The following is an 11,682-nucleotide window of genomic DNA, read 5'->3' as shown; positions in this document are numbered from 1 at the left end:
TGGCAGAATGATGATCTGCCAACCTTATCTTTGTAAAAACTGACTTTTGAATCAGTCCCGTCTGTATGAACATATAATTATTTCAGATACCATAATTAATATAAAAAACAAAAAACCAGCCGAGAGTAAACCTCAGGCTGGCTAGAAATGCTACACTTATTCTGCGTCAGTCGTACGTGTGTAGACGTCGACTTGAATGTTTCCAGCAGTTGCACGTGAGTAAGGGCAGACCGTATGCGCGACTTTCGCGAGTTCAGCGGCCGCTTCTTCTGAGATCCCGCGGACGAGAACATCAAGTTCGACTGAAAGCATGAATCCGTCAGCTGCTTCGTTTAACGTCACGTGTGCTGTAACTTCACTGCCATCATGTTTGATCCCTTGTTTGCGAGCGACCATGTTTAAAGCAGAGTCGAAGCAAGCAGAGTATCCTGCAGCAAAGAGTTGTTCTGGGTTCGTTGCTTGTTTTTTCGATCCTGGTACTGGCATTGCGAGGGCGACGTCAAGGATTCCGTCCTCCGATACGACGCGTCCGTCGCGACCTCCGACAGCTGTTGCAGATGATGTGAACATTGGTTTCATGTGTGTAACTCCCTTTCGTTGTTAGATTCAAATAAGTAGCTTACAATTAGATTGTATACAATTTAAATCGAAATGCAACTCGTTTGCTCACGATAGGAGGAATTTTTTATGAACCCGTTAGCTTTAGATGAACAACTCTGTTTTCCGTTTTATGCGATTTCGCGTGAGATCACGCGTCGTTATCGTCCGTTACTTGAACCCCTCGGTCTGACGTATCCACAATATCTCGTCATGCTCGTCGTCTGGGAGGAGGAGGGACAATCGCTTAAAGCCATCGGCGAACGGCTCCATCTTGACTCCGGTACGTTGACGCCGTTACTAAAGAAACTCGAAGCAGCAGATTTGTTGCGACGTGTCCGTAAGCCGGAAGACGAACGGCACATCCAAATCTTTTTGACAGATGCCGGCCGAGCGTTACGGAAACAAGCAGAGACCGTTCCACTTGATCTCGTCCAAACACTCGACGTCGATGAAGAAGACTTACGCGTCGTCAAAGCGGCACTCAATCGTCTCGTCATGAAAATGAGCGACCCGGATTAACCGGATCGCTCATTGTCTTATTTACGGCGGAAGCCTTCTTCTTCAAGATAGTTCGCTGCTTCCTTATACGAGTTGAATGCACCGTCTAAAAGATCACCGGCGTAGACGAGCCACGTGTCGATGTCTTCATTGAGCAACGTCAATTCGAACTGGTTATCGTTGACCCATGTTTCTTCGAGTGTTTCGACCGATTGGACTGTTGAGAGTGCTTTGATTGCATCTTCTAATAAGAGAATTAAAGCAGGTTCTGAGAATTCACGGATGTTGACGAAACCTTTTTCGTCCGTTTCATAACCTGGTAGACCAGCGGCATAGACGAAGCCGTTACCGTTCGGATGTAAATGATAGACGAGATTCTTCTTCTCATACTGACTGTCCGGAAATTGGAAATTGACGCGCTTCAGCGAGACATCTTTTCGGACGAGTTGTGGGAAGGTCTCGATAATTCGTAGTTTTTCTTCAAAAGTTAACATGGTTCCTCCTTGGTGTTACAGTTCTTCACTTCTATATATGCGATGAAATCAAACAAAATGTCAACCGCTGTCTGAAACCAAGCGACGTTTTTAACCGTAAATGGAAACGAAAGGAAGTGTTTTTTGATGTCTACTGTACAATGGCATACGCTGCCAGAACGATCGATTCGAGCAGAACGGCTCGGATTGTTGCCGTTACATGGCTTAATCGCCGTCATCTTGATCGGAACGACGATTACTCAAGTCATGTGGCTCGACCTGACACCTTGGTGGATGGGCATCGTTGGTCTGCTTTGGCTGATCTATTTCATTCCCCGTATCGTCTACATACCCGTTCTTCGCTTGAAGTATATGCGTTATCGCATCGATGAGGAATTTCTCGTCGTCCGCAACGGCATCTTCTTCCGCCGCGAAGTCACCGTGCCGCTCGTCAAGGTGCAATTGATCGATAGCCAAACGGGACCGATTCTGCGTCGCTATGATTTGATCACACTTGATATTCGAACGGCATCCGGCTTCGTCACGTTGTCAAGACTCGATCGTGCGCAAGGAGACGCGCTACGCACACAAGTCGAACGATTCGCGAAACTCGAGGAGCGGGAGGAGGAATCGTTATGACCCGGCGCGTCCACCCGCTGTTCATCGTGATGTCGAGTATCTCGATCATCCGCTCGCTCCTGATTCCGTTCGCCGCCTTGATTTTAAATGCGATTCGAAAAGGCGAGATCAACACCTATACGTGGATCGGGATCAGTGTTGGGATTGTGTTCGTCCTCTTATACGGGATCGCCTCCTGGTATTTCTATACGTTCACGATTGATGCCGAGACGATTCGGGTCCGCAAAGGAATTTTCCAAAAAAGTGAACGGACGACGCAACGTAAACGGATCGAGTCGATCGGCATTCAGCAAAACGTCATCGAACGACTGTTGCGTCTTGCGACGTTGACCGTCGAGACATCGTCTGAGAGCGGAACACCGGAAGTCGAACTGAAGGGGATCCGTCTTGATTTTGCGAAAGAACTGAAGTCGTCGATCAAAAACGAGGGACAGCTCGTCGTCGAAGAACAACAGGCGGAAGTCGCCTATACGATCCCTGTCCGCGATTTGGCATTAGCCGGTGCCTTGTCAGGACGCGTCGGACTAGCGCTCGTCGGGATCGGGACCGCCTATCAATTCATCGATCAGTTCATTGAACGTTATGTCGATCGACTGTTCTCGGAACTCGCTCATTTATCGTTGTTCGTTTTGACGGGACTTGGCGTACTCGTCTTACTCGTCATCTACATCGGCTCGATCATCGTCTATATCTTGAAATACGGTTCCTACCGTGCCGTCTTGCAAAACAATCGCTTATTGATCGGGTACGGGATGTTGAACCGGACCGAGGTTGCGTTTCATGCCGATAAGATTCAAGCCCTCGTCATTCAAGAAAGCTGGATTCAGCGTTTGATCGGACGAGCGAGCCTGTCCTTACACATCATCTCGGCGACTGGAGAGAAGGAGCGACTGCTGCTCCATCCGTTCATCCGAACGAACGAGATTAATGCGTTCCTGGCGACGTATCTGCCGCGCTTTCGTCAGTTCCGCCCACAGTATGAAGTCGCACCGATTGGCTTTCGCTACCGGGTCCGGTGGCCGTTACTCGGTTATGCGCTGTTGTTTACTGCATTAAGCAGTGTCTTCATCATCGTCCTTGATTCCTCATGGCGCTTCCTGATCTTGCTTCTGTTCATCTGGTTACCGTTCTATTACTTCGCTGTGCGCAGCGGTTACCGAAAGACCCGTTTCGGAACCGGCCACGATCTCTTGATGTTACGCAAACAATGGGTCCAAAAAGAGACCGTCTATACGCCACGACTGAAAATCGAGGAATTGACCTGGTCCGTTTCTCGCTGGCTCGAAGCAAAGGAGATTGCCCGGATTGAGATTCAACTACGGGGCAATACTGCTTTTAACGCGCTTTATTTTGAACGAACGGATATCGATACCTTACAGCGCTGGTATAAACAATCGTTCCTTTCGACCCCGTTAGCAGGGGAAGTGAAAACTGACGACGAATAAGGAAAGACTCACTGTCGGAAAGGAAGCGAAGCACATGCGCAAATGGGGAATCGGCATCGTATTGCTCGTCACGTGTCTGCTATTGTTCATCGTCTATGATGGATACCGGATGCAAGAAACATTGATCGGTCAGTCGGACGCTTCTCCGATTCTGAAGACGACGAGAACGGACGGACAGGTGACGAACGACGAGACATGGTTCAAACAAACGAGCGAGACACAGCAATGGTCGAAGGACGGGATCGTCCGCTTCGGGCGTTATCTACCGGTTGACGGTAGCAAACAAACAGTCCTCCTCGTCCCGGATGAGATGATGTTTTCACAGACCGGTGTTTATGCGCTTGCCCGCTATTACCATGAGGCTGATTTCAATGTCCTACTCATCGAACGGCGTGGGCAGGATCGAAGCGGTGGCGTCCGGAACTACGGTTGGCTCGATCGACTGGATGTCTTGGAATGGACGAAACGCCTGCTTGCTGAAAACGGAGACGATACACGGATCGTCTATCACGGACTCGGTGTCGGCGCAGCGACCGTCTTACTCGCTTCTGGCGAGACCGTACCAACCCAAGTCCGAGCGATCGTCGCTGAAGGAGCTTACGCCCGACTCGACGACTGGTTCAGTCTACTCGCGGACGAACAGATCCGTTACCCGGCACTGCCGTCTCTGACGGTCGCGAGCATGTGGAACAAAGGCGAGCAAGATTTCTTTTATGGCGACGTCTCGGTGACCCGTCAAGCAACGAAGAGTCGGGTTCCGACGATGTTCATTCATGGAATGAAGGACGAACTCGTTCCGGTTCGGATGATGTACGAACTGTATCAAGCAAAAACGGGATTAAAACAATTGTATCCGGTTCGCGATGCCGGACATGACGAGACGTATACGATTGATCCGGACAACTATGAAAAACGATTGCGGTTGTTCCTGAAACCTTACTTGCGGGAGATGTAAAGAAGGGAAGACTGATGCATGCAGACGACACATCCATCCTACTTTTGGGTCGGATCCGACGAATCATTCGTCGACACGAAGCAGATTGACCAGATTGGTCGGATAACGCTCGGGCGATTCGGAGGCTGCTCAAGAAGCGGACAATATAAAAACGAAGACGGGGCTGCCATCTTGATCGGCGACGATTGGGAGATGACCGTCGTCTTAGACGCTCATATGACAGCGGATAGTGCGGCACTTGTCTTACAGCAGTTAGCGCAACACGAGTCGCGCATTCGGACTGATCTTGATGCCCCACTTACGGACGCATTCCGACGAATCGAAACGACCGTGCTGGATCTATTTCAAGATCCGGACTTTTTAGCGGCGTGTGCGACATTGCAAGGGGAGACGGCGTGTCTGATTGCGGTCCGGAAAGGGCGTTTCATCTGGTGGTTCTCGGTCGGTGACGTCGTCTTGTATCTGTTTCACCCGGAGCTGATGAAGATGGGACAAGCCGCCTTGAACCAGCGCCAATTCTATGAATGGATTGGACGCGCGAACACGTTTGCGTTACCGGTCCCGAGTTACGTGCGTGGGATCCGCGAATTGCGCCAAGGCGAGAATCAGTTGTTCGTGACGACGGATGGTTTGCTTGAGTGCCCGGGAACCCCATATGCTGACGCGATGCAGATCGAGGAAACTTTACGATCAGGTGGTGTCAAAGAACTTCTCTCGACGATCGAGGTACAGGGCGTTCGTGACAGCACGACGGTCGTCACGTGGACCGTCACGATTAACGAACGCGTAACCCAACCAAGTGATACATGAAATAACCCGCGCTCCTGCTTGAGCGCGGGTTATTGTTATTCTGTTTCAGGCGTTTGTTCCTGTTGCTGATCGAGTTCAACCGGTTCTTGGTCGACCGGTGTTTTCACTTCAGCCAATGGGAAGGCGATGCCCGCACTCGTCAGCAAAGTGATCAAGGCGGCGCTCGTCAATGTTTGGCGCATGGTCCAACACGTCCTTTCTGTCTGTTTCTGACGTTATATTTTAATAATTCTGAACATTCTTCATAGTTTCGTCAAGCAATCTTTTATTTCCACTACGTATTTTTCCCAAAAACCCAGTATACTTAAACATGAAAAAGGGGGAAATCGATTGAAATTAACGATAGCCAACACACGTCTATTAGAAACCGTTTTACCGCGATTGAATCTGAACGTCGCAGAACCGGACCGGACGGAAATCGAAGACCGCTTACGGGCAGACATCTACGAAGCCCAGCGGAAACAACGACCATTCGAAGAGATTCATGGTCTTTCCGTCGAGGCACGTCTCGACCAGATGATTGCCGAGTTACCGCAGCGGCACCGGATGGAAACGCAGAAACGCTGGACGCGGAACTACGTCTCGTCGATTTTGATGTTCATCTTCATCGAAGGAATCGACGGATTATTCCAGTTTGCCTTGATTGATTACTTATTCTTCTCAATCATCGCCTTGTTCTTGATCGACGCGATGTCCCAAGTCATCACGGCACCGAAGCTTAAACAAGTCAAGTCGCGGGTCTGGATTCAATTCGTCATCAGTTTCATTCTATTTTCAACCTATAAGGCACTGCTCGTGACGATCTTCCCGGCACCGGACGTCTTGATTCAGGTCAGTGGATTGCCGTCTTATATCATAGGCATTGCAGGGCTGGTCGGTCTTTATATCTACTGGTCGAAGAATCCGTTACGAAAACGCGGCGCGTAATTTGCGAGAGGGGATGGTTGCGTGGAATTCACACATTGGAAACGACGGCTGCAAGATCATTTCGAACGAATGGGCTTTTCCTTACTGACGGAACGCCTAGCGATGCAAGACATGGTCAAACTCGAAGCGACACATGGTGCCTTCCTGTTCTTCCCGGTGACGATTCATCTCTATGAACGGTCCGGCTGGAAGATGGTCGCGTTTGAGGCAGAGACGGGGGAGGATCCGCAACTCGTCGAGCAGCAGATTGCCTCGTTGTTCCAACTCTTGATGGTGACGTTCCAAGAAGAAGAGCGGGAATTTCTGCTCGGTTTCCATGCTAATACCGGTCGTTACCTGACGGACCGTAATGCACCCGTCGGACGGCTCGTCCGTCTGATCGAAGAGTGCTGGTATGACGGTGACGTCCTGCGAGTCGACACATTCGATCCGTTTCCGGGACTGTTCGTCGCACCACCTTTTGCCCATCAAAGTTATGCCTTCATGCCGGAAGAACGGACGTGGCGCTTATCCGTCGGGCGTACTGGACGTCCGGCGAACGATTATCGTTTCGACGGAACGATTTTGTCCCCACACCGCTTACCGGAATCGGAATTATTTACTGTGACACCAAAGTCGGTACCGTTAGAGGATGAAGAGGCGATCCGAAACTTACTGGAAACGGAACGACAGACGATCGCTAAGTTCCATGATCGTGCCATGGCGACGATTCGGGCGTACGACCCATCATTTGGTTTTGCTTGGCGCGGGACGCAGACATTTTTCCACGGTGTTCCGGTCAATCCATTCGCACAGCGCTTGTGGCTCGAGAACGGCGTGACGCGTTACCGGATTCTACAACAAGGATCGACGCGATTGCTTGCTTCCGGTGAGACTTGTGACGCTGTCATCGAAATGCTCGATGCTGCCGTCAGCAGTGAAGAACCGGATGGTCAATCCGTCAGTCCGATTGGTCAACTGATCCTCGGGATTTGGCAACAGATCGAGTCGGACGAAGCAACGTATATCACGAACGTTGATTGCCGCGGCATCTCGCGTACACAAGCCGATAACCGGATCCGCCACGCGCTAGCAAGGCAAGAGACGATCGAGTGGGTGCACCGGGCACCGAACGAAGATGATATTTGTCGCTTTGCCGGTCTGACGTTGACCTTCCCACATCGTCCACCGGGTGTCATCACGATTGAACGAACGGAAGCAGAATAACACGAACAGGCACGTCCGCGAGTAAGCAGACGTGTCTGTTCGTTTTTTTAGTGCGCGTGCTGTGACAATCGATTAAAGACGACGGACAGACTGTAATAGATCATTGCTGTCAGAGCAGCGATCGTAAAAGAAAGCGGCAGGTCAAATGCGTCCTTCGTCGTCAAGAGAATCAGGAGACTCGCGATCACGATACCGTACACTCCGTAACCGAGGACTGTCGGCACATACGCTAATGTCGTCGATGACCGGTTGATGATCATGCCGATAAGGAAGTCGAGTAAGAAGCCGGACAGCAAGATGATCGGCAAGGTCGCTAAGACGTAAAACAAAAATGTTGAACCGAATGATTCATACATCGTATCCGATGTCCGATCTCGGAGCGGTGTATAGGATATGTATGCTAGGACGGTGCAAACGATCGTGGTGGTCAAGATGACGGCAAGTAATCGGTTTAACATCAAGGTTCCTCCTTTATTTTCCTTATTGAGGGGTCCCCCCAACAAAACGCGGAAAACATACGCTAAGTCAATTTCTGGATGAAATAAATCGACTTTTTCCTATGCTAAGGAATTAATAGCCTTTCATATTGGCTAAATAATCTTAGAATTCTAAGCGATGATATACTCCTTTTTTCTAAAACTCAACCTTATTTAACCCCTGATTCCTAGGGTCTTTTTTTATGTAGAGAAATTGGCTTTGATAATGTCTTCTGTATATTTGAGATGGGGTATATCCACTTAGTTGCTTAATATGATTTTAAAAATGCCCCTATTAATAGTATTGAAGATAAAAGTTAGTGATATCTTTTATCTTTTTTCGCTTAGAATGTTAAACCTTAAAGCAAGTTATTTACGAAAGCAGATTACAAAGAGAAGAAATTAGGAAATACAGGTGGAAGCAGTTCTTTTGAACAATTAGCTGAATACTATTTAGCAGATTTAGATGGCGCTGCAAATATTCAAGATATTACAAACTGTGCAACGAGATTACGTGTTACAGTAAAAGATCCTGAAAAACTAGAAAGTGAACAAGTTTTTAGAAAACATGGAGCACATGGCTTAGTTCGAAATAAACAAGCGATCCAAATAATAGTTGGACTATCAGTTGGTCAAGTTCGAGATAAAATGGAAGAAAAGATTAAAAGTGTTCGAAAGTAAAATAGGATGTAAGAAGGTTAAAGAAATCTCCCAATGAGTGAAACCTTTCCCATCATCTTTCCAAACTATTACGATGAAGGAAAAATCGCAGTATACTCACCTTAAAGAAATATTTATACACTAAGACATAACAACAATAAGGAAAGAGGGACTAAAAATGAAAAAAAATTCTGTAGTAATTGCTGGTGGGGGAAGTACTTATACAGCTGGAATTGTAATGATGTTAATTGAAAATCAAGATAAATTTCCATTACGGAAATTAAAATTTTACGATAATAATAAAGAACGTCAAGATATCGTTGCGAAAGCATGTGAAATTATCATTAAGGAACGTGCTCCTAAAATTGAATTCATAGCAACAACAGATCCCGAGGAAGCTTTTACAGATGTTGATTTCGTAATGGCACATATTCGTGTCGGTGGTCTAAAAATGCGTGAACTAGATGAAAAAATTCCATTAAAATATGGGGCCGTTGGTCAAGAAACATGTGGACCTGGCGGCATGGCCTATGGTATGCGTTCAATTCCAGGAGTAATTGAATTAATTGATTATATGGAAAAGTATTCACCGAATGCTTGGATGTTAAACTACTCTAACCCAGCTTCGATTGTTGCAGAGGCAACACGTATCTTACGTCCTAACTCGAAAATCATTAATATTTGTGATATGCCAGTTGCCATTAAAAAATCAATGGCTGACATTTTAGGGTTGGAATCTGAGAATGATATTATTGAACGGTATTATGGACTAAACCATTTTGGTTGGTGGACTGAGCTTTATGATAAAGAAGGCAATGACTTAATGCCAAGATTGAAAGAACATGTAAAACAATGGGGTTATGGGGCTAAAAATGATGGGATTAATAATCCACTGCTAGCGGAATCCAGCTGGATGGATACATTTACTAAAGCTAAGGACGTATACGCTGTTGACCCGGATACACTACCAAATACGTATTTAAAATATTATTTATTCCCTGACTATGTAGTACAACATTCAAACCCAGAACATACACNNTGAAAAGAATGTTTTTGCCGAATGTATACGAATTGCCGAAGCTGGCACCGCTGAAGGAACAAGTATTGAAGCCGGGGAACACGCGGAATTCATCGTTCGATTGGCAGGAGCGCTTGCATACAACACATATGAAAGAATGCTATTAATTGTTCCTAATAATGGGGCGATTGCAAACGTTGAACCAACTGCAATGGTTGAGATTCCATGTTTAGTAAGTAAAGCAGGTGTGGAATCACTATCTATTGGGACGATTCCTCAATTCCAAAAGGGATTGATTGAACAACAAGTATCAGTAGAAAAGTTAGTCGTTCAAGCTTATTTAGAAAAATCATATCAAAAACTTTGGCAAGCGCTAACATTGTCAAAGACAGTACCAAGTGCGAGTGTTGCAAAAGCAATTTTAGATGACCTTATCGAGGCAAACAAGGATTTTTGGCCGGAACTTTCTTAAGGAAAAAGGGTTTGCTAAACTAGTAGCGGGTATGAGGTGTTTTCATACCCTGTTGCCTGGTAATTAAGTTAGGAGGATCTCCTTGTGAATCTTGAAGAGTTAATTAATAAAAATTATGAGTATTTGAGTGATACTGATTTTACTATTGCTAAGTACGTTCTTGCTAATAAAGATAAAATTGGGAACATGGGTATTAATCAGTTAGCTAAAAATAGTTTAGCATCCAAATCATCTGTATTAAGATTTGCTCAAAAATTAGCTTTTAGTGGATATAGTGAATTTAAAAACTTTGTAAAATGGGAAAATGCCAGCCCAAATGAGGAACTTAAACCAAATGAATTGTTTGAACAAGTTCTTTATGATGTCAATAAAACGTTAGACTATTTAAATAGTGTGGATTTTGAACCTATTTATAAAGCAATTGATACTAGCGAAAATATTTATGTCATTTCAACAGGAATAGCCCAGAAAAATCAAGCTGCAGAACTGCAACGACTATTCCTACTTATTGGCAAACCCGTTCAAATTATTCCTGCAATGGCCCACGCAAATGAATATAGGCTTATAATTGAAAAGTTAACTTCTAAAGATTTAATTATTTTGTTTTCGCTATCCGGTGAAAATCCAAACTTACAAGGGTTACCTGATATTCCTGCAGTTAAGGGTGCAAAAATGATTTCCCTTACCAATTTTAAAAGTAATTGGTTGTCAGGACATGCTGATTTTAATTTATATTCTTCCAGTACGATGAATCCTATTCCGAAAAATTGGTGGGTACGATCTGCCTCTTCCTTTTTTATTGTGGTAGAAGCATTGGCATTTGGATACTTAGATTATATAAATAGTAAAAGATAGACATTGAGGTGTGAAATGATGTTTTTTAAGAAGAGTAAAAAAGAAAAAAATATATTCATCCATAGCCCTTTAAAGGGCGAGGTTATTCCATTAGGAAGTGTTCCAGATCCCGTTTTTTCCCAGAAAATGATGGGCGAAGGGCTAGCCTTTATTCCAACTAACGGCGAAGTTTTTTCTCCTGTAAATGGGAAGGTTACACAAGTGTTTCCTACTAAACATGCAATTGGAATGGTAACGGAAGATGGCCTTGAAATGCTATTACATTTAGGACTTGAAACAGTTGAATTAAAAGGTGAAGGATTTAATATCAAAATTAATGCTGGAGATATAGTTAGTGTTAATGACCACATTGGTACTTTTGATCTTTCCTATATTGAGGAGAAGGGAAAAGAAATTATTTCAGTCCTTGTTTTCCCGAATTTTGAAGAAAAAATCTCTGAAATGATTCCGTTAAAGTCAGATGAAGTTGAAAGTGGAACGGAAATTGCTCAATTGATTTTTAAATAACTCAAATTTCATATTTGAAAATCGATTTGTGATGGGGCTCTCAATAATTTAAGACCCAGCCAAATTCGTAGCTTGAACTGATTTTAAAAAGCGAAACGGCCTCCATTCTTGGTAAGGAAGATTCTCATGCCATAGTTGTTA

The 11,682-nt window shown here is 45.5% G+C and carries 13 protein-coding genes and 2 pseudogenes; 11 read left to right on the top strand and 4 right to left on the bottom strand.

Annotated features, from left to right (window positions below):
- Positions 1–156: 156 nt before the first annotated feature.
- Positions 157–579 (bottom strand): organic hydroperoxide resistance protein, encoded by a 423-nt coding sequence (locus B4C70_RS02725; protein ID WP_023468292.1) that lies wholly within the window; start codon positions 577–579, stop codon positions 157–159.
- A gap of 108 nt (positions 580–687) precedes the next feature.
- Here B4C70_RS02725 and B4C70_RS02720 point away from each other — a divergent pair, with 108 nt between their 5' ends.
- Positions 688–1,119, top strand: coding sequence for a MarR family winged helix-turn-helix transcriptional regulator (locus B4C70_RS02720; protein ID WP_023468293.1), 432 nt, complete (start codon positions 688–690; stop codon positions 1,117–1,119).
- Between the two features lie 17 nt (positions 1,120–1,136).
- Here the strand turns inward: B4C70_RS02720 and B4C70_RS02715 are convergent, their stop codons facing one another.
- On the bottom strand, positions 1,137–1,592 hold the full coding sequence (locus tag B4C70_RS02715) for a hypothetical protein (protein WP_023468294.1): 456 nt from the start codon (positions 1,590–1,592) through the stop codon (positions 1,137–1,139).
- A 126-nt stretch (positions 1,593–1,718) separates the two neighbouring features.
- On the opposite strand from B4C70_RS02715, the gene B4C70_RS02710 reads away from it, so the two are divergent.
- The 4 genes from B4C70_RS02710 to B4C70_RS02695 are packed head-to-tail and all read left to right on the top strand — an operon-like array spanning position 1,719 to position 5,420.
- Entirely contained in the window at positions 1,719–2,210 is a 492-nt protein-coding gene (locus B4C70_RS02710) for a PH domain-containing protein (RefSeq protein ID WP_035408021.1), read from the top strand.
- Positions 2,207–3,655 carry a PH domain-containing protein gene (locus B4C70_RS02705; protein ID WP_290776866.1) on the top strand — a complete coding sequence of 483 codons (1,449 nt, stop codon included), beginning with the start codon at positions 2,207–2,209 and terminating at the stop codon, positions 3,653–3,655. Before B4C70_RS02710 ends, B4C70_RS02705 begins: the two co-directional genes overlap by 4 nt.
- Positions 3,656–3,689: 34 nt before the next feature.
- On the top strand, positions 3,690–4,610 hold the full coding sequence (locus B4C70_RS02700; RefSeq protein WP_290776865.1) for an alpha/beta hydrolase: 921 nt from the start codon (positions 3,690–3,692) through the stop codon (positions 4,608–4,610).
- 18 nt (positions 4,611–4,628) lie between these two features.
- Positions 4,629–5,420 carry a protein phosphatase 2C domain-containing protein gene (locus tag B4C70_RS02695; RefSeq protein WP_290776864.1) on the top strand — a complete coding sequence of 264 codons (792 nt, stop codon included), beginning with the start codon at positions 4,629–4,631 and terminating at the stop codon, positions 5,418–5,420.
- A 35-nt stretch (positions 5,421–5,455) separates the two neighbouring features.
- On the opposite strand, the gene B4C70_RS02690 is transcribed toward B4C70_RS02695, so the two are convergent.
- Positions 5,456–5,602: a hypothetical protein gene (locus tag B4C70_RS02690; protein ID WP_290776863.1), complete on the bottom strand. Its 147-nt coding sequence runs from the start codon at positions 5,600–5,602 to the stop codon at positions 5,456–5,458.
- Positions 5,603–5,750: 148 nt separating this feature from the next.
- Between B4C70_RS02690 and B4C70_RS02685 the strand changes: the two genes are divergently transcribed.
- Both B4C70_RS02685 and B4C70_RS02680 read left to right on the top strand, forming a co-directional pair.
- On the top strand, positions 5,751–6,347 hold the full coding sequence (locus B4C70_RS02685; RefSeq protein WP_290776862.1) for a hypothetical protein: 597 nt from the start codon (positions 5,751–5,753) through the stop codon (positions 6,345–6,347).
- 21 nt (positions 6,348–6,368) lie between these two features.
- Complete coding sequence (locus tag B4C70_RS02680; RefSeq protein WP_035408013.1) at positions 6,369–7,553, top strand: hypothetical protein; 1,185 nt, start codon at positions 6,369–6,371, stop codon at positions 7,551–7,553.
- 47 nt (positions 7,554–7,600) lie between these two features.
- Here B4C70_RS02680 and B4C70_RS02675 read toward each other — a convergent pair whose 3' ends face one another.
- Positions 7,601–8,011, bottom strand: a complete 411-nt coding sequence (locus B4C70_RS02675) for a hypothetical protein (protein ID WP_290776861.1) — start codon at positions 8,009–8,011, stop codon at positions 7,601–7,603.
- Positions 8,012–8,476: 465 nt separating this feature from the next.
- Here B4C70_RS02675 and B4C70_RS02670 point away from each other — a divergent pair.
- From B4C70_RS02670 to B4C70_RS02655, 4 genes and pseudogenes are all read left to right on the top strand, one after another.
- Positions 8,477–8,710 (top strand): annotated as a pseudogene (locus tag B4C70_RS02670) (glucose PTS transporter subunit EIIB); the annotation flags it as partial.
- 157 nt (positions 8,711–8,867) lie between these two features.
- Positions 8,868–10,179: pseudogene (locus tag B4C70_RS02665) on the top strand (6-phospho-alpha-glucosidase).
- Between the two features lie 84 nt (positions 10,180–10,263).
- On the top strand, positions 10,264–11,034 hold the full coding sequence (locus tag B4C70_RS02660) for a MurR/RpiR family transcriptional regulator (protein ID WP_290776860.1): 771 nt from the start codon (positions 10,264–10,266) through the stop codon (positions 11,032–11,034).
- A 15-nt stretch (positions 11,035–11,049) separates the two neighbouring features.
- Positions 11,050–11,541, top strand: coding sequence for a PTS sugar transporter subunit IIA (locus tag B4C70_RS02655; protein WP_061810986.1), 492 nt, complete (start codon positions 11,050–11,052; stop codon positions 11,539–11,541).
- Positions 11,542–11,682 lie beyond the last annotated feature (141 nt).

The organism is Exiguobacterium sp. UBA5002 (assembly GCF_002396765.1).
In the GTDB taxonomy this organism is placed as follows: domain Bacteria; phylum Bacillota; class Bacilli; order Exiguobacteriales; family Exiguobacteriaceae; genus Exiguobacterium_A.
This window is presented reverse-complemented; position numbering and strand designations above follow the sequence as displayed.